Below are 22,648 nucleotides of genomic sequence, written 5' to 3'. Positions count from 1 at the left end.
GACTTGCGAAAATTTGAGAGACTCGAACACACATGAGCTGTGTGTCGTTTCAATTTTCAGCTTGATCCAGATTTTTAAAGAGCAAATATCTCAAACGTCACCCGAAGATGAGTTTTGAGATATTAAGGCAGGTGACTTTCACTCACGAACCAGCAAGTGGCGTCCCCTAGGGGATTCGAACCCCTGTTACCGCCGTGAAAGGGCGGTGTCCTGGGCCTCTAGACGAAGGGGACACTGAAGTCTCAATCGCAAGACGCCTTGCTATTTACTTTTCATCAGACAATCTGTGTGAGCACTGCAAAGGCAGGTTCTTTAAGGTAAGGAGGTGATCCAACCGCAGGTTCCCCTACGGTTACCTTGTTACGACTTCACCCCAGTCATGAATCACAAAGTGGTAAGCGCCCTCCCGAAGGTTAAGCTACCTACTTCTTTTGCAACCCACTCCCATGGTGTGACGGGCGGTGTGTACAAGGCCCGGGAACGTATTCACCGTAGCATTCTGATCTACGATTACTAGCGATTCCGACTTCATGGAGTCGAGTTGCAGACTCCAATCCGGACTACGACGCACTTTATGAGGTCCGCTTGCTCTCGCGAGGTCGCTTCTCTTTGTATGCGCCATTGTAGCACGTGTGTAGCCCTACTCGTAAGGGCCATGATGACTTGACGTCATCCCCACCTTCCTCCAGTTTATCACTGGCAGTCTCCTTTGAGTTCCCGGCCGGACCGCTGGCAACAAAGGATAAGGGTTGCGCTCGTTGCGGGACTTAACCCAACATTTCACAACACGAGCTGACGACAGCCATGCAGCACCTGTCTCAGAGTTCCCGAAGGCACCAATCCATCTCTGGAAAGTTCTCTGGATGTCAAGAGTAGGTAAGGTTCTTCGCGTTGCATCGAATTAAACCACATGCTCCACCGCTTGTGCGGGCCCCCGTCAATTCATTTGAGTTTTAACCTTGCGGCCGTACTCCCCAGGCGGTCGACTTAACGCGTTAGCTCCGGAAGCCACGCCTCAAGGGCACAACCTCCAAGTCGACATCGTTTACGGCGTGGACTACCAGGGTATCTAATCCTGTTTGCTCCCCACGCTTTCGCACCTGAGCGTCAGTCTTTGTCCAGGGGGCCGCCTTCGCCACCGGTATTCCTCCAGATCTCTACGCATTTCACCGCTACACCTGGAATTCTACCCCCCTCTACAAGACTCTAGCCTGCCAGTTTCGAATGCAGTTCCCAGGTTGAGCCCGGGGATTTCACATCCGACTTGACAGACCGCCTGCGTGCGCTTTACGCCCAGTAATTCCGATTAACGCTTGCACCCTCCGTATTACCGCGGCTGCTGGCACGGAGTTAGCCGGTGCTTCTTCTGCGGGTAACGTCAATCGGCAAGGTTATTAACCTTACCGCCTTCCTCCCCGCTGAAAGTGCTTTACAACCCGAAGGCCTTCTTCACACACGCGGCATGGCTGCATCAGGCTTGCGCCCATTGTGCAATATTCCCCACTGCTGCCTCCCGTAGGAGTCTGGACCGTGTCTCAGTTCCAGTGTGGCTGGTCATCCTCTCAGACCAGCTAGGGATCGTCGCCTAGGTGAGCCGTTACCCCACCTACTAGCTAATCCCATCTGGGCACATCCGATGGCAAGAGGCCCGAAGGTCCCCCTCTTTGGTCTTGCGACGTTATGCGGTATTAGCTACCGTTTCCAGTAGTTATCCCCCTCCATCAGGCAGTTTCCCAGACATTACTCACCCGTCCGCCACTCGTCAGCAAAGCAGCAAGCTGCTTCCTGTTACCGTTCGACTTGCATGTGTTAGGCCTGCCGCCAGCGTTCAATCTGAGCCATGATCAAACTCTTCAATTTAAGTTTGATGCTCGTGAATTAAACTTCGTAATGAATTACGTATGTTCACTCAGAGACTTGGTATTCATTTTTCGTCTTGCGACGTTAAGAATCCATGTCACTTTGAGTGCCCACACAGATTGTCTGATAAATTGTTAAAGAGCAGTTGCAACGCGGCTTTCGCTCACCGTTGCGAGGTGGCGTATATTACGCTTTCCTCTTTCAGAGTCAACCCGTTATTTCAGGATTTTTTCTCTTCAGCCGACCGGGCTGTTTGTGAAGTGATTCACATCCGCCGTGTCGATGGAGGCGCATTATAGGGAGTTCCCGAGCGACCGCAACAGAAAAGTTGCAAAAAAATGACTGACTGCTGTATTCCCCAGCAAAACCCCGCCTTATACCCTTTTACGCACAGAGTTATCCACAATTCATCGACGATCCCTGTGCGATCCAACGAATTGAAAGCGAAGATCCACTATACTAGCGGCAAATAATTCCCTCGCAGGTCAACCTTATGACGACACAACGTCTTCATCGTGACTGGCGCATCCCTGCAGCCGGACTCACCGTGCTGGTGTTACTCATTGCAGGTTTTGCCCTTCACGCGCACTGGAATGCTTTTCTTCAGTGGTGCCTGGCTGCCCAGATCGCTCTGCACCGTTATCTGGTGATGTATCTGTTGCAGCTTAATAACCACCAGTACAGCGGTGGGCTATGGCTGGTAACCGGCGCTTTCTTTTATGGCGTACTCCATGCCATTGGGCCAGGGCACGGCAAATTTATCGTCGCTACGTATCTCACCACCAATAAAGAGAGCCAGCTCGCGGCGCGCGTCGTACCGTTTATCGGTAGCCTGATGCAGGGCGTCAGCGCGATCCTCTTTGTCTTTATCCTGGCGGTGGGCTTAAACCTCGCATCCGGGGATATCAGCACCAGCCGGTGGTACGTCGAGAAAATCAGCGCCGTACTGATTGCCGCCTTCGGGGCGTTTATCATTTATCAGGCCTTCAAAAGCCTGCGCCCGCGCAAATTGACGATTAACACGCTCACGCCGCTTCACCAGCACGATGAGCATTGCGGCTGCGGCCATCACGGCGTGGGGGTAGATCTCGCAAAAAGCGACTGGAAAACCCGTCTGGGAGTAGTGCTGGCAATTGGCGCGCGCCCGTGCAGTGGCGCAATCATGATTCTGATGTTTTCGAATGCGCTTGGCATCATCAGCTGGGGCATTGCTGCGGTAATGACGATGTCGCTGGGCACGGCGCTGTCGATTATGGGCCTGTCGCTGGCGGTACGTTACGCCCGTGAACGCACAGTGGCCTGGTTTGGCGGCGGATCTTCCCTGAGCGGGATGGTTCCGCTGGTCAAAATTGCCGGCGGGATAGTTCTTATCCTCTTCGCGACCGTCCTGTTCCTGACGGTAATCCCCGTCAGCGCCGGCGGCGACTACATTGCCGCAGGATGCTAATAAAAGAAAACCCGCCAGCGGCGGGTTTTTTTATTACTCGTTGATTCGCGGATGCTGGTCAACAAGGCGAGAGCGTTTTTTCTGAAGCTCTTCAATCTCTGCGTCAATATCTTCAATCTTCTGCTCTACATTATCGTAGTGCTCACGCAGGATCTCTTTCGCTTCCTGAATATCGGACGCCGCGGGCGTTGCCCCTTTCAGCGGACGGTTCGCCGTCTCCTTCATGGTAATACCGGTAATCAGGCCGACCACCGCAATGACCATCAGGTAATAGGCAGGCATCATCAGATTCTGCGTGCTCTCCACCAGGGAAGCGGCAAGCGTCGGCGTCAGGCCCGCAATCAGAACGGAGATGTTAAAGGCTGCCGCCAGCGCACTGTAGCGAATATGCGTCGGGAACATTGCCGGCAACGTAGAAGCCATCACCCCGATAAAGCAGTTAAGGATCACCGCCAGCATCAGCAGACCGGCGAAAATCAGCCCCAGCACATTACTGTTAATCAGGATAAAGGCCGGAATAGCCAGGGCGAACAGCGCGACGCTGCCGAGAATGATGAATGGTTTACGGCCAAAGCGGTCGCTCAGCAGACCCATAATCGGCTGCACAAACAGCATACCCACCATGATGGCGATAATAATCAGCACACCGTGGTCTTCCGAGTAGTGCAGGTTATGCGACAGGTAGCTCGGCATGTAGGTCAGCAGCATGTAATAGGTGACGTTGGTGGAGATCACCAGGCCAATACAGGTCAGCAGGCTGCGCCAGTGTTTGGTTGCAATCTCCTTGAACGACACTTTCGGGCCATCCTGCAACCCTTCGCGGTCGCCCTGCTCCAGTTTTTCTACGTGCTGCTGGAATGCAGGCGTCTCTTCCAGCGCGTGGCGCAGGTAAAGACCGATGATGCCCAGCGGCAGCGCCAGGAAGAACGGGATACGCCAGCCCCAGCTGAGGAAGTTCTCTTCCCCGACCACGGTTGAGATCAGCACCACGACCCCCGCGCCCATGACGAACCCGGCAATCGAGCCAAAGTCCAGCCAGCTGCCCATAAAGCCGCGTTTACGGTCCGGAGAATACTCGGCGACAAAAATCGACGCGCCGGTATATTCGCCGCCAACGGAGAAGCCCTGTGCCATCTTACAGATCAACAGCAGAATCGGCGCCCATATGCCAATGGTGGCGTAGGAGGGAATAAGGCCGATACAGAATGTACTTATCGACATAATGACGATGGTAATAGCCAGGATCTTCTGGCGACCATATTTATCACCCAGCATGCCGAAGAAAAGGCCACCGAGAGGGCGAATAAGGAAGGGAACAGAGAACGTACCCAGCGCGGCAATCATCTGCAGGCTGGGATCGGCACCAGGGAAGAACACTTTACCAAGCGCGTAGGCAACAAAGCCGTAGACGCCAAAATCGAACCACTCCATCGCATTACCGAGCGAGGCCGCCGTAATCGCTTTGCGCAGCTTAGCGTCATCAATAATGGTGACATCGCGCAGCGTGATGGGTTTAACCTTTTTCCTTCTAAGCATAGCTTTCCTCGTAGACTCAGCCCCGTCCGTTTCACAGCGTATTTAGCACTCTGTGAACCAGGGATCCGCTCCATGCGAATCTCCTTATTCAAGCGTAGCAGGTTTACTTACATTGACGTTTTACGTCGATACAACCGAACCTGTTGACGCCTGTCTGGGCAGTTAATGACCTTTTTACCCTACCAGCGTTTATATATGTGATCAACTTCACATATATTTTTCGCCTTCGTAAACTGGCTTCAGCTTTTGTCAATTCCCGAGAATTAAGGTCATTCGCAATCTCCTTCCCGAAGAGATCTTCACGGGCGTTATTATTCCTTTCAAAACCAAAAGCAATCACATTTCTTCACATCGAATTTACACAAAATTTAATAATTAACAGCGGGAAACGCGGTTTACATTGAATATGTGACGAAGATAACTAAAACACTGTTTTATTTTCATTGAATCACAATTCCAAAGATCGCATCATAAATCCGAACACGATTTCTCAACGGCTTTCAAGCGAAGCCTGCATGAAAGCCAGTATTTCGCTTTACAGCATAAGTGACCAATTAACTGGCCTGTCCATAAGCCAATTAGTTGAATTTATTTAGCTATTTTTTTAAAGCTTTCCGCCAGCCAAGCGGGCGAGATGTGAGGGTTAATGATGAAGATTAAAGCAACAATAGAACGCATCCCTGGTGGGATGATGCTGGTCCCGCTGGTACTTGGTGCGATATTAAATACGCTGGCTCCGAATACCGGCGCTTATTTTGGTGGTTTTACAAAAGGAATGATTACCGGAACGGTACCGATTCTGGCCGTCTGGTTCTTTTGCATCGGCGCGTCTATTAACTTACGTGCAACAGGTACGGTATTACGTAAATCGGGGACGCTGGTTATTACTAAAATAGCGGTCGCCTGGGTTGTTGCCATGGTCTGCGCGATGTTCATTCCGGAGAATGGGATCCAGACCGGATTCTTCGCCGGGTTATCCGTTCTGGCGATTGTCTCAGCGATGGATATGACCAACGGCGGTCTGTATGCCAGCCTGATGAATCAATACGGCACCAAAGAAGAGTCCGGCGCGTTCGTGCTGATGTCCCTGGAGTCGGGTCCGTTGATGACCATGCTGATCCTGGGCTCTGCGGGCCTCGCCTCCTTTGAACCTCACCACTTTGTCGGCGCAATTCTGCCATTCCTGATCGGCTTCGCGCTGGGTAACCTCGATCACGATCTGCGCGATTTCTTCAGCAAAGCTACGCCGGTGCTGATCCCATTCTTCGGTTTCGCGCTGGGCAATACCATCAACCTGAACGTGATCCTGGAAACCGGCCTGCTGGGCATTGTGCTGGGCGTGGCAGTTATCATCATCACGGGTATTCCGCTGATTATTGCAGACCGCGTAATCGGGGGAGGCAACGGAACGGCAGGCGTGGCCGCCTCGTCAGCAGCGGGCGCAGCGGTAGCCAACCCGGTGATTATTGCCCAGATTAACCCGGCCTTCGAACCAGTTGCGGCCTCCGCCACAGCTCTGGTTGCCGCCAGCGTGATTGTGACCGCAATTCTGGTGCCGATCATTACGGCGCTGTACGCCAGACGCTTTGGACAGGTTCCGGAGACTCAGGCAGAGCCAAAAGCGGTAGAAATGCACCACTGATCCAGTCGCCCCCTCTTCCCAACGAGGGGGCATCTCACGCGCCAAAAATCTCCTCCACCATGCCATCTACCAGCCGTTTTGCCGAACAGAGCCTCGGCATACCCAACGCGACCGTCTGCCAGCTCTGCGTCACCGACCAGCACAGCGGGTGGTTATCCGCCTGACACCAGTCCCCCAGCCAGCCCAGCATATCTTTATAATCCGTCAGATCGGGAGAAGCGGGCGTCGTCAGCCATTGATGATAAAAATGGCGGGTGGTGGGAGAGGCATTGATCCCCTGCGCCAGATAGTTAGCCGCCATGCTGCGCAGGTTATCCTTAAGCATTGCCGCCACATCGTGATTTGCCAGGCGGCAGGCATCGCCAAAGGCCCCCCAGCGCAGCTCCTCCAGGACAATATAGCAGCGGCCAGCCAGCGACCAGCCGTCATACTGCCCGGCCCGCCAGCGGGTAAAGATTTGCTCGCTGTGCTCCCCTGCCTGAACCATCAGGCCGCGCTGGGCAAGCGCTTTCTCTTTATAGGCGGCACGCTGGCTGAAATGAGCGGAGAGCGCCTCGTACTGCTGTAACACTCCGGGAGACTGAGGAAGGCGTGGATTAGCCTGCTGGCGCAGGGCTACCAGCCTGTCGGTCATACGGGTCAGCGCCAGGTGCCCGGGATCGAGCATACCGGCCAGCTTCTCCGCCAGCCCCATCCGTAATGCTGCATTTTCGTTGAGCATTCCCGCCATGGCCCACGCCCGCAGCCGGGCGTGCAAAATGATTTCCTGCGTCAAACGCTCACGAAACTGCAGCTGCTGTGGCCCGGAGAGGGAATGACGCGCAGCATCCACCCCCTGCACCAGATCGACCATAAATTTGGGATGAATACACTCCAGCGTCCGCCCGGGACCGTCCAGTAGCCGTGTTGTCATGGTTGCTCTGCCGCGAATAAGGTTTGAATATCATCGCGTAACAGTCGGGTATCTTCCTGAATCCACGCCGCTGTGGTCATACTCTGCTTCAGCTGCTGGCTAAGCGCCCGGGTTGAACGCTCATTTTGCTGCCGCACGGCAAGGCTATCACGCAAGCTTTCCTGTAAACCGGTCAGGCATAACGAAAATTCCGCAAAGAACGTTGCCATACCCGCCGTAACAGAAACATCGACCTGCGCAGCCAAAGCTTTACGGATTTGATCGCAAAACCGATCGGTATGCTGCGTAAAGTTGTCATGAAGCTGAGCGATGTTGATGACGTATCGTGTGCGGGTCGCCACATATTCCTCCCAGCCCCAGGACGGATTATTGAGCCAGCGCGAGACGGTCTCCCGCATGCTGCCCGTCCCTGAAGGCCGATCGGCTGGAGGGGTATCCCGCACAATGGCATCATTAAACAGCCCGCGCGTATTGAAATTAAGCTGGTTTGCCTGAAACGCCGGAAAGCTGATCCGCGCCCGAAAACCGGCATGGCTGAGCTGTTCTTTAATTCGCGTCTCGATGGGGCGTATGGCCTCGTTCAGCGAGCGGGCCAGCGTGGACTCCAGCTGATCGAAGCGTAGCGCCAGCTCCCGGCTAATCCTGCTCTGCGCATCCAGCACGATCGGCTCGCATGACGATCTGATCTTATTCAGCAAAATCTGCGCCTGCCCTTCATCTTCAAGCACCAGCTGCTGGATCCCGTCCGCGTCGTCAGCATGCGTGCAGGCTGACTCTCGTCCTGCTAAATCAAGAAGATAAGGACGGCTAAAAATGTCGCCTAGCGCCTGCCGAAGCGCTTCTTTCTGGCGAAGCAGGAACGCATCCGCTGCGTTGAGGGCCTCTTCGACTTCATGCTGCACCTCATCGCTTACCGCGCTCTGCCGCTGCCTGAGCATCGCCATATCCTCTTCCAGACGGGCAATATTCAGCTCCAGTTCGTCAAAGGCGACGGTCAGCCCCTGATGGCGAAAGTCCAGGTACTCTCTGGCGTTTTGCGCGTAATTAAGCAGCTTATGCGAAGCCGAACGCAGCGCGAACAGCGAGGCGTTGGCGTAAGCCGCGTAAATCAGCCTGCGGATCGGTTGCTCAAACAGCGAATCTTCCCACAGCAGATCTGCCGCGTGGCGAATATGATCGATATCGTCCAGATCCGCCGTTCGCCAGCGTCGGCCCAGCGCGGCCTCGGCAAAATCCTGTACCCAGCGCTGATCCTGATGATCGGGAAGCCGCCCGTGGGCGTTAATCTCATAGCGGGCGCGGTTCGCCAGATAGGCCCACATGGATGAAACGGGGTAAATCTGCCCGGGCGAAATATTCCCCTTCATCAGCGTGCCGGAGATCATCGCCCGCACCTGCTCAGCATCGTCGCTGTTACGATCTTTCTGATCGAACTTATTGACCAGGGCATATAGCGGCACGGATTTTCCCGCTGCCGAAACCGCCTGACGAACCTCTGCGTCCGAAATGGATTTGAGCTGGGTATAGTCCATCACCGCCAGCACGGCGGAGGCGCGCGCCAGCTGCTCGCTGAGCATTTTTTGCAGATGCGGCTGACCGGCCTCGTTCGGCCCCGGCGTGTCGAGCAGCGTCAGCTGGCCAAGGTGCGCATCCAGTCCGGCGAGGTGCACAAACTCCACCTCAATCACCGGAATATTTTCAATCGCCGCATACTCGGAAAACGGAAACTCCACGCCCAGCGCCTGGGAAAGGCGCACCAGATCGTTCAGGCTTTTCAGGCAGTGAAAGATAGGCTCTGCGCCCAGATGATGTTTTTCAAACGCCTCGCCTTTTTCGATGCGCGCCAGCAGCGTGTTCATGTCCTTGTCTATTTCCAGACGCCGCGCCAGCTTGCCGCGATCTTTATCGGACAATTTTTTCTGCAGCTGAGAAATCAGGATATCAATGGGCGCAACGTGCAAAAAATGGAGAACCGGCTCCTTCTGGCCCGGCGTATGGCGGATTAGCGTGGGAAGCGCCGTCATCGGACGATTGCGATTTGGCAGCACCTCGGTGCCCACAATGGCATTGATGGTGGTCGATTTCCCCGCTTTCATGGTGCCAACAATCGCCAGCACCATTTCGAGGCGGGTTATTTTGCGTAATTCATTATTCAGCATCGCCTGCTGCGCATCGACGCCACGCGCGCTGAAATGTAATGGCAAAACGTTGTTATTAATGCCGCTCATCGCAGCGGCTGTACTATCCAGCTTAGCTATCGGTATTGATTTTAATGAAGCAAGATTGTTCAGCGCGAGCTGCAACAAACGTTCGGCTTCCTGGCTTAATTCAAATATGGTCTGTGTGTGCATGATAAAAGCCTTTCCTTAACGCAAATTTATTACTTTTATTAAGCCACTTTTTTTAATTATGCTTTTCAGGCTTATATGACCACGTATGGAAAACATGTTCATTTAATACAACGTACTGAAGGCAATGGAAATTTAATTCCCATTGTTGTAACGCGTGTAAAGCATCCCCTGGCCAGAAAGCCAAAAGCGAATAGACAGAGCTCATTTTCAGAAAACTTCAGGATATATCACCGTTATTCCCCCCCTAAAAAAGAGAGGTATTCCCCGTCACCAAAAGATGTATAGGTTAAGAGAAGATGGATAAATAACGGCTTGTGGCTTCACCTTATCCGAAATGACACAGCGTAGCAATTTGCTGTAATAAAATATTCGATATCGTTAGCATCATTACCATCACTGCCGTTAGGGGCTTAAGCTTCCCTTAAATGACTGACGATACCTCTCACCCGGCAGCATTGATACGCTATTTTTATAAGATAATATCACCGACAAAAGTGGGGATTTGCGCTATACTCGCTGCCTTTTTCGGCATCCTGCCGTCATTTGCTGGCATTTTCCAGCGTGTTAACACTTTTGAGGATACCAACATGCAACTTCCACACTGCCCGAAATGCAATTCTGAATACACCTATGAAGACAATGGCATGTTCATTTGCCCGGAATGCGCCCATGAATGGAATGATGCGGAGCCTGCACCGGACAGCGATACGCTGATTGTGAAAGACGCAAACGGCAACCTGCTGGCAGACGGCGACAGCGTTACCGTAGTAAAAGACCTGAAGGTAAAAGGCAGTTCTTCCATGCTGAAGATTGGTACCAAGGTGAAAAACATCCGTCTGGTGGAAGGCGATCATAATATCGACTGCAAAATTGACGGCTTTGGTCCTATGAAGCTGAAATCTGAATTTGTGAAAAAGAACTGATTTATCCGCCCGGTCGCGCTTCGCTCACCGGGCTGACGGGTACTACACTTAACGGGCTTCTCTTACCTGAGGTAATGATTATGCCCTTAAGTCCCTACGTCTCCTTCGCCGGCAACTGTGCAGAAGCCACCGCCTTCTATCAGCAGGCCGTCGGCGCAGAACTTCTCTATAAAATCACCTTCGGTGAAATGCCAAAAGACGAAAACAGCGATGAAGGCTGTCCGTCGGGCATGAACTTCCCGGACTCCGCCATCGCCCACTCTAACGTTCGCATTGCCGGCAGCGATATCATGATGAGCGACGGGCTACCGCCAGGCAGCAACGCGCAGTATGCCGGTTTCACGCTGGTGCTCGACACCCGGGACGTGTCGGAAGGCAAGCGCTGGTTCGACAACCTCGCCGATGGCGGCACTATCGAAATGGCCTGGCAGGAAACCTTCTGGGCGCACGGATTCGGCACAGTGACCGACAAATACGGCGTACCGTGGATGATTAACGTCGTTAAGCAACAGCAACCGCCCCAGGCCGGATAAGCGCTGCGCATCCGGCAACCGCGCCCGGTGACGCCTTGCTCACCGGGCCTGGCGTGGCTGTCATCAAACTCCGCACAACTCTTCAAATTCCCGCAACCAACACTTAACCCAAATGTCACATTGATGCGCCAGCATGAGGCCACATTTATCGTGAGGCCCAGCACATGCAAACTGTCATCCGCGTCGAGAAACTGAGCAAAACCTTCAATCACAACAGGGCGCTGCATGCCGTTGATCTGACCGTCCAGCAGGGCGAAATGGTAGCGCTGCTGGGGCCGTCTGGTTCAGGTAAATCCACCCTTCTGCGCCACTTAAGCGGCCTCATCACCGGTGATAAAACGCCGGAAAGCCACGTTGAGCTGCTGGGTAACACCGTGCAGCGCGCGGGCCGCCTGGCGAGCGATATCCGTAAAAGCCGCGCCCGCACGGGCTGCATCTTCCAGCAGTTCAACCTGGTAAACCGCCTGACGGTGCTGGAGAACGTGCTGATTGGCGCGCTCGGCAGCACCCCGTTCTGGCGCACCTGCCTGCGCTGGTTCTCCCCGTCCCAGAAGCAAGACGCCTTAAGGGCGCTGACCCGCGTCGGCATGGCCCATTTCGCCCACCAGCGTGTTTCTACCCTGTCCGGTGGGCAACAGCAGCGCGTGGCCATTGCCCGCGCCCTGATGCAGAAAGCGAAAATCATTCTGGCCGATGAGCCTATCGCCTCGCTGGATCCGGAATCGGCCCGCATCGTGATGGAGACCCTGAGCGACATCAACAAGCACGACGGCATCACCGTGGTGGTAACGCTGCATCAGGTGGATTACGCCCTGCGCTACTGCGAGCGGATCGTTGCCCTGCGTCAGGGGCATGTCTTCTTCGATGGCGCCAGCCACCAGTTTGATAACGAACGTTTTGATCGTCTCTACCGCAGCGTAAACCGCGTCGAAGAGCGCGCGCAGGCTGCTTAACGTCCGCATAACGAGGAATGGAAATGAACTACAAAGCCGTTGCCGCGCTGGCCTTTACCAGCATGTTCAGCATCAGCACCCTGCTAAGCCCGGCGTACGCCGAGGAGCAGGAAAAAGCGCTGAACTTCGGCATCATTTCGACGGAATCACAGCAAAACCTGAAGCCGCAGTGGGAACCGTTCCTGAAGGATATGGAAACCAAACTGGGGATCAAAGTGAACGCCTTCTTCGCCCCGGACTACGCGGGCATTATCCAGGGGATGCGCTTCAATAAAGTGGATATCGCCTGGTACGGCAACCTCTCCGCCATGGAAGCGGTGGACCGCGCCAACGGTCAGGTTTTTGCCCAGACCGTTGCGGCAGATGGCTCCCCGGGCTACTGGAGCGTGCTGATCGTTAACAAAGACAGCCCGATCAACAACCTCAGCGACATGATCGCCAAACGCAAAGCGCTGACGTTTGGTAACGGCGACCCGAACTCGACGTCCGGCTTCCTCGTGCCGGGCTACTACGTCTTCGCGAAAAACAACATCTCCGCCAGCGATTTCAAACGCACGGTGAACGCCGGGCACGAAACCAACGCGCTGGCCGTGGCGAACGGGCAGGTGGACGTCGCCACCAACAACACCGAGAACCTCGACAAGCTGAAGACCTCCGCGCCGGACAAGCTGAAGGCGCTGAAGGTCATCTGGAAATCACCGCTGATCCCCGGCGACCCGATCGTGTGGCGCAAAAATCTCTCCGAAGGCACCAAGGACAAGGTCTACGACTTCTTCATGAACTACGGCAAAACGCCGGAAGAGAAAGCGGTTCTTGAGCGTCTGGGCTGGGCACCGTTCCGAGCCTCAAGCGATCTGCAGCTGGTCCCGATTCGCCAGCTGGCGCTGTTTAAACAGATGCAGGGCGTGAAGGATAACGCGGGTCTGAAGGAAGAGGAGAAGACCAGCAAAGTGTCGGAAATTAAGGCGCAGCTGGAAGATCTCGACCGTCTGACCGCCGCGCTGAGCGCTATGACCAGCGTGAATAAAGCGGTGCAGTAATGCTTTTCTACCCCTCACCCTAACCCTCTCCCCATAGGGGAGAGGGGACTGCCCGGTGCGGTCTTTTCCCCCTCGCCCCTTTGGGGAGAGGGTCGGGGTGAGGGGACATAAACCAACGGAGTTATCATGCAAACCATCACTCTCCCACCGCCAAAACGCAGCTGGTTCTCGCTCATAAGCTGGGCCATTCTGCTGGCGGTGCTCGTTATCTCCTGGAAGGGCGCGGAGATGGATCCGCTGCTGCTCTTCAAGGATTCCGGCAACATGGTCACCTTCGCCGCCGACTTCTTCCCGCCGGACTTCAGCCAGTGGCAGGACTACCTCGGTGAAATGGCGATCACGCTGCAAATCGCCGTCTGGGGCACCGCCCTCGCCGTGATCCTCTCCATTCCGTTTGGCCTGATGAGCGCCGAAAACATCGTGCCGTGGTGGGTATACCAGCCCATGCGCCGCCTGATGGACGCCTGCCGCGCCATCAATGAAATGGTCTTTGCGATGCTGTTCGTGGTGGCCGTCGGCCTCGGTCCGTTCGCGGGCGTGATGGCGCTGTTCATCCACACCACCGGCGTGCTCTCCAAGCTGCTCTCGGAAGCGGTTGAAGCCATCGAGCCCGGCCCGGTGGAAGGCATCCGCGCGACCGGTGCGAACAAAATCGAAGAGATCCTCTACGGCGTGCTGCCGCAGGTCATGCCGCTGCTCATCTCCTACTCTCTGTACCGCTTTGAGTCCAACGTCCGCTCCGCCACCGTTGTCGGCATGGTCGGCGCAGGCGGGATTGGCGTCACCCTGTGGGAAGCGATTCGCGGTTTCCAGTTCCAGCAAACCTGTGCGCTGATGGTGCTTATCATCGTCACCGTCAGCCTGCTGGATTTCCTTTCTCAACGTTTGCGTAAGCACTTCATCTGAGAAGCGAGGCTTTGTTTTATATGCACTTATCCAGACATCCGACCAGTTACCCCACCCGCTGGCAAGAGATTGCAGCAAAGCTCGAAGTGGAGCTGCGCATGCACTACCGCTGCGGTGACTACCTGCCCGCCGAGCAGCAGCTTGCCGACCGCTACGAGGTCAATCGTCATACCCTGCGCCGCGCCATCGACCAGCTGGTGGAGCGCGGCTGGGTGCAGCGTCGCCAGGGCGTGGGCGTGCTGGTGCTGATGCGCCCGTTCGACTATCCGCTCAATGCGCAGGCGCGCTTTAGCCAGAACCTGCTGGATCAGGGCAGCCATCCCACCAGCGAAAAGCTGCTCTCGGTACTGCGCCCGGCCTCCAGCCACGTGGCCGACGCGCTGGGGATCCAGGAGGGCGACAACGTCGTTCATCTGCGCACGTTGCGCCGGGTAAACGGCGTAGCGGTGTGCCAGATCGACCACTACTTCGCGGATCTTACCCTCTGGCCGGTGCTGCAACATTTTGCCAGCGGTTCCCTGCACGACTTCCTTCAGGAAGCCGCCGGCATTGCCCTCAAACGCACCCAGACGCGCATCAGCGCCCGCCGCGCGCAGGCGAAAGAGAGCAAGGTGCTGGAAATTCCCAACATGGCCCCGCTGCTCTGCGTGCGCACCCTCAACCACCGTGACGGCGACATCAACGCAACGGAATACTCCGTCAGCCTGACCCGCGCCGACATGATTGAATTTACCATGGAGCACTGAATGCACTTCGACACCGCCACCCGTCAGCGCTGGATGCGCGTGCTGGCCCACAGCCAGCCTGCCGCGCTGCACAGCCGCATGAAAGCGCTCGGCCTGACGCCGGACTACGACACCATTCGCGCGCCGGAAATTGGCCTGGTACAAATTCAGGCGCGCATGGGCGGCACCGGCGAGCGCTTCTTCGCCGGTGACGCCACCCTTACCCGCGCGGCAATCCGCCTGCACAGCGGCACGCTGGGTTACAGCTATGTGCTCGGCCGCGATAAACCGCACGCCGAGCGCTGCGCGGTAATCGACGCGCTTTTACAGGAACAGCCGCATTTTCAGACGTTAATGGAAAGCCTTATTGCCCCGCTGGAAGCCGACCGCGCCGCACGCATTGCCGCGCGTCAGGCCGAGGTGAACACCAGCCGGGTCGACTTCTTTACGCTCGTTCGCGGAGATAACGCATGACGCTTCAACCTGCTTTTACCCTTGCCGTTCAGGATGCCCAACAGAGTTTTCGTCGTCTGCTGAAGGCCATGAGCGAGCCCGGGGTGATCGTTTCGCTGCACCAGCTTTCGCAGGGCTGGCTGCCGCTGAACCTCGCCTCCACCAGCGTGCTGCTGACCCTGGCCGACAACGACACCCCGGTGTGGCTGTCGGGCGCGTTACTGAACGATATCGCCAGCCAGAACCTGCGTTTTCACACCAGCGCACCGCTGGTCGATTGGCCCCAGCAGGCGGTCTTTGCCGTGGCCGACGAGCAAATCAGCCATGAGCAGCTGAATGCCCTGAGCGAAGGCAGTGCCGTCGCCCCTGAAACCAGCGCCACGCTGATTTTGCAGGTCTCCAGCCTGAGCGGCGGGCGCATGCTGCGCCTGACCGGTGCAGGTATTGCCGACGAACGCATGGTCGCGCCACGGCTGCCGGAGTGCATTATTCACGAGCTGACCGAGCGCCCGCATCCGTTCCCGCTGGGCATTGACCTGATCCTGACCTGCGGCGAGCGCCTTCTGGCGATCCCGCGGACCACACACGTGGAGGTGTGCTGATGTACGTAGCCGTCAAAGGGGGCGAGAAGGCGATCGCCGCCGCCCATGCGTTGCAGGAGCACAGACGACGGGGTGATGAACAGCTTCCCGAGCTCAGCGTCGCCCAGATTGAGCAGCAGCTTAACCTGGCCGTCGACCGGGTGATGACCGAAGGCGGCGTGGCCGACCGCGAGCTTGCAGCGCTGGCGCTGAAGCAGGCCAGCGGCGATAACGTCGAAGCCATCTTTCTGCTGCGCGCCTGGCGCACTACCGTTCCCCGCCTTGCCGTCAGCGAGCCGGTGAACACGGCGGAGATGCGCCTGGAGCGCCGCATTTCTGCCGTTTATAAAGATATTCCCGGCGGCCAGCTGCTTGGCCCGACTTATGACTATACCCACCGCCTGCTGGACTTTACCCTGCTGGCGAACGGCGAAGCCCCAACGCTCAGCACGTCAGACGCCGGGCAGGAACCGTCTCCGCACGTCTTCAGCCTGCTGGCAAACCAGGGGCTGGCGAAGGCGGAAGAAGATACGGGCGCACAGCCCGACGACATCACCCGCACGCCGCCGGTTTACCCCTGCTCGCGCTCGTCCCGCCTGCAGCAGCTGATGCGCGGCGACGAAGGCTACCTGCTGGCGCTCGCCTACTCTACCCAGCGCGGCTACGGGCGCAACCACCCGTTCGCGGCGGAGATCCGCAGCGGCTATATCGACGTTGAAATCGTGCCGGAAGAGCTTGGTTTTGCGGTGAACGTCGGCGAACTGCTGATGACCGAGTGCGAAATGGTCAACGGCTTTGTCGCGCCAGAAAATGAAGATCCGCATTTTACCCGCGGCTACGGCCTGGTGTTTGGCCTCGGCGAACGCAAGGCGATGGCAATGGCGCTGGTTGACCGCGCCCTGCAGGCGCCGGACTACGGCGAACCTGTCTCCGGCCCGGCGCAGGACGAGGAGTTCGTGCTGGCCCACGCGGATAACGTCGAGGCCGCGGGCTTTGTCTCGCACCTAAAGCTGCCGCACTACGTCGATTTCCAGGCCGAACTGGAACTGCTGAAACGCCTGCAACGGGAGCGCGCCAATGGCTAACTTAAGCGGCTACAACTTTGCCTATCTGGATGAGCAAACCAAACGCATGATCCGCCGCGCCATCTTAAAAGCGGTCGCGATCCCCGGCTACCAGGTGCCGTTCGGCGGCCGTGAAATGCCGATGCCCTACGGCTGGGGGACGGGCGGCATCCAGCTTACCGCCAGCGTCATTGGCGAGACGGACGTGCTGAAGGTCATCGACCAGGGCGCGGACGACACCACCAACGCCGTATCGATCCGCAACTTCTTTAAGCGCGTAACGGGGGTGAACACCACCGAAAAAACCGAAGACGCGACGCTGATCCAGACCCGGCACCGCATCCCGGAGACGCCGCTGGCGGAAGATCAGATTTTGATTTTCCAGGTGCCGATTCCGGAGCCGCTGCGCTTTATCGAGCCGCGCGAAACCGAAACCCGCACCATGCACGCGCTGGAGGAGTACGGGATCATGCAGGTCAAGCTCTATGAAGATATCGCCCGCTTCGGCCATATCGCCACCACCTACGCCTATCCGGTGAAGGTGAACGGTCGCTACGTGATGGACCCGTCGCCGATCCCGAAATTCGATAACCCGAAGATGGACATGATGCCCGCCCTGCAGCTCTTTGGCGCCGGGCGCGAAAAACGCATCTACGCCGTCCCGCCCTGGACGCGCGTCGAAAGCCTGGATTTTGACGATCACCCGTTTACGGTGCAGGAGTGGGACGAGCCGTGCGCCATCTGCGGCTCGACGCACAGCTATCTGGATGAAGTGGTGCTGGACGACACGGGCAAACGGATGTTTGTCTGCTCCGACACCGATTACTGCCGCCAACAGAGCGAGGCGAACGCCCAATGAAACCGCTGCTTTCGGTTAATAACCTGACCCATCTTTATGCGCCGGGAAAAGGCTTCAGCGACGTGTCGTTTGAGCTGTGGCCGGGCGAAGTGCTGGGCATTGTCGGCGAGTCCGGCTCCGGCAAAACCACCCTGCTGAAGTCTATCTCCGCGCGCCTGACGCCGCAGAACGGCGACATTTTGTATGAAGGCAGGTCGCTGTACGGCATGAGCGAAGCCGAGCGCCGCCGCCTGCTGCGCACCGAGTGGGGCGTGGTGCACCAGCACCCGATGGACGGCCTGCGCCGCCAGGTATCGGCGGGAGGCAACATCGGCGAACGGCTGATGGCCACCGGCGCGCGCCACTACGGCAGCATCCGCGCTACGGCACAGCGCTGGCTTGAAGAGGTTGAGATCCCCGCCTCGCGCATCGACGACCTGCCCACCACCTTCTCCGGCGGCATGCAGCAGCGTTTACAGATCGCCCGCAACCTGGTCACTCATCCGAAGCTGGTGTTTATGGATGAGCCCACCGGTGGGCTGGACGTCTCGGTGCAGGCGCGCCTGCTCGACCTGCTGCGCGGTCTGGTGGTGGAACTGAACCTTGCCGTGGTGATTGTCACCCACGATCTGGGCGTTGCGCGCCTGCTGGCGGACCGCCTGCTGGTGATGAAGCAGGGCCAGGTGGTGGAAAGTGGGCTAACCGACCGCGTGCTCGACGATCCTCATCATCCGTATACCCAGCTGCTGGTGTCATCTGTTTTGCAGAACTGATGCTCATTCGCCGGGTGGCGCTGCGCTTACCCGGCAAGTCGATTCGCGAGGCCAAAATGATTCACGTTGAAAATGTCAGTAAGACCTTTGTGCTCCATCAGCAAAACGGCGTGCGCCTGCCGGTGCTGCAAAACGCCTCCCTGAACGTCAGCAAGGGCGAATGCGTGGTGCTGCACGGCCACTCCGGCAGCGGCAAATCCACCCTGCTGCGCTCCCTGTACGCCAACTATCTGCCGGACGAAGGCCATATCCGCATACGCCATAACGAAGAGTGGGTCGATCTGGTGCAGGCCCCGGCGCGCAAGGTGCTGGAAGTGCGCCGCTCGACGATCGGCTGGGTCAGCCAGTTTCTGCGGGTGATCCCGCGGATCTCCGCCCTGGACGTGGTGATGCAGCCCCTGCTTGACCTCGGCGTGCCGCGCGAGACCTGCGTCGCCAAAGCGTCCGGCCTGCTCGCGCGCCTCAACGTGCCGGAGCGCCTGTGGCACCTCGCCCCGTCAACCTTTTCTGGGGGCGAGCAGCAGCGCGTGAACATCGCGCGCGGCTTTGTCGTCGACTACCCGATTTTACTGCTGGATGAACCTACCGCCTCGCTCGACGGTAAAAACAGCGCAGCGGTGATGGAGCTGATCGAACAGGCCAAAGCGCGCGGGGCGGCGATCGTCGGGATCTTCCACGACGACGCCGTACGCAACCGCGTGGCGGACAGGCTGCATCCGATGGGGGCAAACGCATGATTATCAATAACGTCAGGCTGGTGCTGGAAAACGAGGTTGTGGAGGGTTCGGTCGATGTCCAGGACGGCGTCATCCGCTCGTTTGCCGAAACCCAGAGCCGCTCCCCCGAGGCGATGAACGGCGAAGGCGGCTGGCTGCTGCCGGGGCTGATCGAACTGCATACCGATAATCTCGATAAATTCTTCACTCCACGCCCGAAGGTGGACTGGCCCGCCCATTCGGCGATGAGCAGCCACGACGCGCTGATGGTCGCCAGCGGCATCACTACCGTACTGGATGCGGTAGCGATTGGCGACGTGCGCGACGGCGGCGATCGCCTGGAAAATCTGGAGAAGATGATTAACGCCGTAGAAGAGACGCAAAAACGCGGCCTCAACCGCGCCGAGCACCGTCTGCACCTGCGCTGCGAATTGCCGCACCACACCACCCTGCCGCTGTTTGAAAAACTGGTTGGCCGCGATCCGGTCTCGCTGGTCTCGCTGATGGATCACTCGCCGGGGCAGCGCCAGTTCGCCAACATAGAGAAATATCGGGAATACTATCAGGGCAAATACGCCCTCAGCGATGCGGAGATGGCGCGCTACGAAGAGGAGCAGCTTCAGCTTGCGGCGCGGTGGTCGCAGCCGAACCGACTTTCGATTGCCGCAATGTGCCGTGACCGCAACATCGCGCTGGCCAGCCATGACGACGCCACGCACGACCACGTGCGTGAATCCCACCAGCTTGGCAGCGTCATAGCCGAATTTCCCACCACCTTCGAGGCGGCAGAAGCCTCGCGTAAGCACGGTATGAATGTGCTGATGGGCGCGCCGAACGTCGTGCGCGGCGGTTCGCACTCCGGCAACGTGGCGGCAAGTTCGCTCGCCTCCCTCGGCCTGCTGGATATCCTCTCTTCCGATTACTACCCCGCCAGCCTGCTGGATGCGGCCTTCCGCGTGGCGGACGACGAGGAGAACAGCTTCACCCTGCCGCAGGCGATTAGCCTGGTGACGAAAAACCCGGCCACCGCGCTTCACCTTCACGATCGCGGGGAAATCGCCGAAGGCAAGCGGGCCGATCTGGTGCTGGCCCACCGTAAGGGCGAACACGTTCATATCGACCACGTCTGGCGTCAGGGAAAAAGGGTGTTTTGATGGGAAGATTAATCTGGTTAATGGGCCCGTCCGGCTCCGGTAAAGACAGCCTGCTGTCGGCGCTACGGCAGCGGGAACATTCACAGCTGCTGGTGGCGCACCGCTACATTACGCGCGCCGCTAACGCCGGAAGCGAGAACCATATCGCCCTGAGCGAGCAGGAGTTTTTTACCCGCGCCGGGCAAAACCTGCTGGCGCTCAGCTGGCACGCGAACGGCTTTTATTACGGCGTGGGCATTGAAATCGATCTCTGGCTGCACGCGGGGTTCGACGTGCTGGTTAACGGCTCGCGGGCGCATCTCCCGCAGGCTCGCGCCCGTTACGAAACGGCGCTGCTGCCGGTCTGTTTGCAGGTTTCTCCGGACGTTTTGCGCAGCAGGCTGCAAAACCGGGGACGCGAGAACGCGCGCGAGATAGACGAGCGGCTGGCGCGCGCGGCGCGCTACACCCCGTCCGGGTGTCACGTCCTCAATAACGACGGAAGTTTGCTACAGTCAGTCGAGACCTTTCTATCCCTTATCCGCCAGAAGGAGAGACAGCATGCCTGACTGCCAGCTTCGCCCCGCCTCGGCCGAGGATGCACAGAGCGTTTACGCCCTTATCTGCGAGCTTAAGCAGTGTGAATTCGATCGCCAGGCGTTTCACGCCGGATTTCTTGCCAACCTTCAGGATCACAATATGCGCTACCAGCTTGCCGAGCTGGACGGGCAGGTCATCGGCATGATCGGCCTGCACATGCAGTTTCACCTGCACCACGCCCGCTGGATCGGCGAGATCCAGGAGCTGGTCGTGATGCCGCAGGCGCGCGGGCTGAAGGTGGGCAGTCAGCTGCTCGCCTGGGCAGAAGATTTCGCACGACAGGCCGGCGCCGAGCTGACCGAGCTCTCCACCAGCGTGAAGCGCGTGGACGCGCATCGTTTTTACGTTCGTGAAGGGTACACGCAAAGCCATTTCCGATTCACCAAACCGCTGTAGAGGTGCGCCATGAGTCTGACGATCGCGTTAACGGGTACCGGAGGCGCGCAGCTGGTGCCGGTTTTTGGCTGCGACTGCGCGGCGTGCCGCCGGGCGCGTTTGCAGGAGAATTATCGTCGTCGCCCCTGCAGCGCGGCCGTTAAGTTCAACGATGCGGTCACCTTGCTTGACGCGGGGATCCCGCACCTGATGGACGACTGGCCCGCGGGCAGCTTCCAGCAGTTTTTGCTTACCCATTATCATATGGATCACGTTCAGGGGCTGTTCCCCCTGCGCTGGGGCGTGGGCGCGACGATCCCGGTCTACGGGCCGCCTGACGACGCAGGCTGCGACGACCTGTTTAAACATCCTGGCCTACTGGATTTCAGCCACACGGTCGAGCCGTTTGTGACGTTTGAGCTACAGGGTCTACGGGTCACGCCGCTGCCGCTCAACCATTCAAAGCTTACCTTTGGTTATCTGCTGGAGTCTGCCCACAGCCGGGTGGCGTGGCTTTCGGATACCGCCGGCCTGCCGGATAAAACGGTGAAGTTCCTGCTCAACAACCAGCCGCAGGCGATGATTATCGACTGTAGCCATGAACCGCGCCCGGAGACGCCGCGCAACCATTGCGATTTAAACACCGTGATTGCGCTGAACGAGGTGATTGGCTGTCCGCAGGTGATCCTGACGCATATCAGCCATCAGTTTGACGTGTGGATGATGGATAACCCGCTGCCGGACGGCATCGAAGCGGGATATGACGGCATGGTATTGGTGCTGGATTAGGTTATCTCCCTCTCCCGCGGGAGAGGGCAACAGGCTGTCCTTACCACCGTTCGTAATCCTCTTCCAGCCTGCGTTCATCCTCTTCTAGCCGACGTCGGTCATCATCCAGCTGGCGCTGGCGTTCGTCTAAGCGGCGGCGCCTGTCTTCGAGCTGTCGGCGGCGATCGTCGTACTGCCGGCTGTCGGTTTGACGGCTGCGATCGTAACGATCGTCATCATCGTCATTACGGCTGCTGCCGGGGTTATAGGCGTCGTTGATCGCCTGCTGAATATTGCCAATGGCATCATCAATCACATCGGCATGCGCCAGCTGGCTGGTTAAAGTCAGCAGACCCCATAGCAGGGCGGTAGAGTAACGTTTCATAAGGCCAGACTCGCAGGTGAACTGGCCTTAAGGTAATGACTGGCTACTGGCCGGTGTAGCGGAGGAATCTCAAATTATCATCACCTGAGCAGCGCCGCTCAGGCTTGCCGAAGGTTTATTCAATCCCCGTCAC

Annotated in this window: 22 protein-coding genes, 1 tRNA gene and 1 rRNA gene; 18 read left to right on the top strand and 6 right to left on the bottom strand. The window is 57.6% G+C overall.

All coding sequences use genetic code 11. The features are described 5' to 3' along the window. Positions 1–157: 157 nt before the first annotated feature. Together MOQ06_RS00995 and MOQ06_RS00990 are read right to left on the bottom strand one after the other, a co-directional pair. A tRNA-Glu gene (locus MOQ06_RS00995) sits at positions 158–233 on the bottom strand. Positions 234–318: 85 nt separating this feature from the next. Continuing rightward, positions 319–1,860: ribosomal RNA gene (locus MOQ06_RS00990) — 16S ribosomal RNA — on the bottom strand. A 493-nt stretch (positions 1,861–2,353) separates the two neighbouring features. Here MOQ06_RS00990 and MOQ06_RS00985 point away from each other — a divergent pair. Then, positions 2,354–3,307 (top strand): nickel/cobalt transporter, encoded by a 954-nt coding sequence (locus MOQ06_RS00985; RefSeq protein ID WP_242170030.1) that lies wholly within the window; start codon positions 2,354–2,356, stop codon positions 3,305–3,307. Positions 3,308–3,340: 33 nt separating this feature from the next. On the opposite strand, the gene proP is transcribed toward MOQ06_RS00985, so the two are convergent. Beyond that, complete coding sequence (gene proP, locus MOQ06_RS00980) at positions 3,341–4,843, bottom strand: glycine betaine/L-proline transporter ProP (RefSeq protein ID WP_148422140.1); 1,503 nt, start codon at positions 4,841–4,843, stop codon at positions 3,341–3,343. Positions 4,844–5,492: 649 nt separating this feature from the next. Between proP and kdgT the strand changes: the two genes are divergently transcribed. Further along, complete coding sequence (gene kdgT / locus MOQ06_RS00975; protein WP_148422285.1) at positions 5,493–6,485, top strand: 2-keto-3-deoxygluconate transporter; 993 nt, start codon at positions 5,493–5,495, stop codon at positions 6,483–6,485. Positions 6,486–6,519: 34 nt separating this feature from the next. Here the strand turns inward: kdgT and MOQ06_RS00970 are convergent, their stop codons facing one another. Then, positions 6,520–7,398, bottom strand: coding sequence for a YjcZ-like family protein (locus MOQ06_RS00970; RefSeq protein WP_242170027.1), 879 nt, complete (start codon positions 7,396–7,398; stop codon positions 6,520–6,522). Continuing rightward, positions 7,395–9,749 (bottom strand): clamp-binding protein CrfC, encoded by a 2,355-nt coding sequence (gene crfC / locus MOQ06_RS00965; RefSeq protein ID WP_242170024.1) that lies wholly within the window; start codon positions 9,747–9,749, stop codon positions 7,395–7,397. Before crfC ends, MOQ06_RS00970 begins: the two co-directional genes overlap by 4 nt. 587 nt (positions 9,750–10,336) lie before the next feature. On the opposite strand from crfC, the gene MOQ06_RS00960 reads away from it, so the two are divergent. From MOQ06_RS00960 to phnP, 16 genes are all read left to right on the top strand, one after another. Next, positions 10,337–10,672 carry a zinc ribbon domain-containing protein YjdM gene (locus tag MOQ06_RS00960; RefSeq protein ID WP_148422145.1) on the top strand — a complete coding sequence of 112 codons (336 nt, stop codon included), beginning with the start codon at positions 10,337–10,339 and terminating at the stop codon, positions 10,670–10,672. Between the two features lie 80 nt (positions 10,673–10,752). Beyond that, the gene (yjdN, locus tag MOQ06_RS00955) at positions 10,753–11,205 is read left to right on the top strand and encodes a VOC family metalloprotein YjdN (RefSeq protein WP_242170022.1); all 453 of its coding nucleotides are present in this window, start codon (positions 10,753–10,755) and stop codon (positions 11,203–11,205) included. A 164-nt stretch (positions 11,206–11,369) separates the two neighbouring features. After that, complete coding sequence (phnC, locus tag MOQ06_RS00950; RefSeq protein ID WP_176608930.1) at positions 11,370–12,158, top strand: phosphonate ABC transporter ATP-binding protein; 789 nt, start codon at positions 11,370–11,372, stop codon at positions 12,156–12,158. Positions 12,159–12,181: 23 nt separating this feature from the next. Then, positions 12,182–13,198: a phosphonate ABC transporter substrate-binding protein gene (gene phnD, locus MOQ06_RS00945; protein ID WP_242170004.1), complete on the top strand. Its 1,017-nt coding sequence runs from the start codon at positions 12,182–12,184 to the stop codon at positions 13,196–13,198. A gap of 126 nt (positions 13,199–13,324) precedes the next feature. Further along, entirely contained in the window at positions 13,325–14,104 is a 780-nt protein-coding gene (phnE, locus tag MOQ06_RS00940; protein ID WP_242170000.1) for a phosphonate ABC transporter, permease protein PhnE, read from the top strand. A 20-nt stretch (positions 14,105–14,124) separates the two neighbouring features. Further along, on the top strand, positions 14,125–14,850 hold the full coding sequence (phnF, locus tag MOQ06_RS00935) for a phosphonate metabolism transcriptional regulator PhnF (RefSeq protein WP_242169997.1): 726 nt from the start codon (positions 14,125–14,127) through the stop codon (positions 14,848–14,850). Continuing rightward, positions 14,851–15,303 carry a phosphonate C-P lyase system protein PhnG gene (gene phnG / locus MOQ06_RS00930; protein WP_242169994.1) on the top strand — a complete coding sequence of 151 codons (453 nt, stop codon included), beginning with the start codon at positions 14,851–14,853 and terminating at the stop codon, positions 15,301–15,303. After that, on the top strand, positions 15,300–15,884 hold the full coding sequence (gene phnH / locus MOQ06_RS00925) for a phosphonate C-P lyase system protein PhnH (protein ID WP_148422154.1): 585 nt from the start codon (positions 15,300–15,302) through the stop codon (positions 15,882–15,884). Before phnG ends, phnH begins: the two co-directional genes overlap by 4 nt. After that, the gene (locus MOQ06_RS00920; RefSeq protein WP_242169991.1) at positions 15,884–16,948 is read left to right on the top strand and encodes a carbon-phosphorus lyase complex subunit PhnI; all 1,065 of its coding nucleotides are present in this window, start codon (positions 15,884–15,886) and stop codon (positions 16,946–16,948) included. Before phnH ends, MOQ06_RS00920 begins: the two co-directional genes overlap by 1 nt. After that, positions 16,941–17,786, top strand: coding sequence for an alpha-D-ribose 1-methylphosphonate 5-phosphate C-P-lyase PhnJ (phnJ, locus tag MOQ06_RS00915; RefSeq protein ID WP_242169989.1), 846 nt, complete (start codon positions 16,941–16,943; stop codon positions 17,784–17,786). Before MOQ06_RS00920 ends, phnJ begins: the two co-directional genes overlap by 8 nt. Beyond that, complete coding sequence (phnK, locus tag MOQ06_RS00910; protein WP_148422159.1) at positions 17,783–18,538, top strand: phosphonate C-P lyase system protein PhnK; 756 nt, start codon at positions 17,783–17,785, stop codon at positions 18,536–18,538. The genes phnJ and phnK overlap by 4 nt, the downstream gene beginning before the upstream one ends. A 56-nt stretch (positions 18,539–18,594) precedes the next feature. Beyond that, a complete protein-coding gene (phnL, locus tag MOQ06_RS00905; RefSeq protein WP_242173189.1) occupies positions 18,595–19,275 on the top strand; it encodes a phosphonate C-P lyase system protein PhnL in 681 nt (226 codons plus the stop codon). Beyond that, complete coding sequence (phnM, locus tag MOQ06_RS00900; RefSeq protein WP_242169986.1) at positions 19,272–20,408, top strand: alpha-D-ribose 1-methylphosphonate 5-triphosphate diphosphatase; 1,137 nt, start codon at positions 19,272–19,274, stop codon at positions 20,406–20,408. The genes phnL and phnM overlap by 4 nt, the downstream gene beginning before the upstream one ends. Beyond that, positions 20,405–20,956: a ribose 1,5-bisphosphokinase gene (phnN, locus tag MOQ06_RS00895; protein ID WP_242169984.1), complete on the top strand. Its 552-nt coding sequence runs from the start codon at positions 20,405–20,407 to the stop codon at positions 20,954–20,956. Before phnM ends, phnN begins: the two co-directional genes overlap by 4 nt. After that, complete coding sequence (gene phnO, locus MOQ06_RS00890; protein ID WP_148422165.1) at positions 20,949–21,383, top strand: aminoalkylphosphonate N-acetyltransferase; 435 nt, start codon at positions 20,949–20,951, stop codon at positions 21,381–21,383. The genes phnN and phnO overlap by 8 nt, the downstream gene beginning before the upstream one ends. Positions 21,384–21,392: 9 nt before the next feature. Beyond that, complete coding sequence (gene phnP, locus MOQ06_RS00885; protein WP_148422167.1) at positions 21,393–22,151, top strand: phosphonate metabolism protein PhnP; 759 nt, start codon at positions 21,393–21,395, stop codon at positions 22,149–22,151. Between the two features lie 40 nt (positions 22,152–22,191). Here the strand turns inward: phnP and yjdP are convergent, their stop codons facing one another. After that, positions 22,192–22,515 (bottom strand): DDRRRQL repeat protein YjdP, encoded by a 324-nt coding sequence (gene yjdP / locus MOQ06_RS00880; protein ID WP_148422169.1) that lies wholly within the window; start codon positions 22,513–22,515, stop codon positions 22,192–22,194. Positions 22,516–22,648: the final 133 nt, after the last annotated feature.

The sequence above is a fragment of the Enterobacter sp. I4 genome (assembly GCF_022669095.1).
Classification (GTDB): Bacteria; Pseudomonadota; Gammaproteobacteria; order Enterobacterales; family Enterobacteriaceae; genus Enterobacter; species Enterobacter pasteurii.
This window is presented reverse-complemented; position numbering and strand designations above follow the sequence as displayed.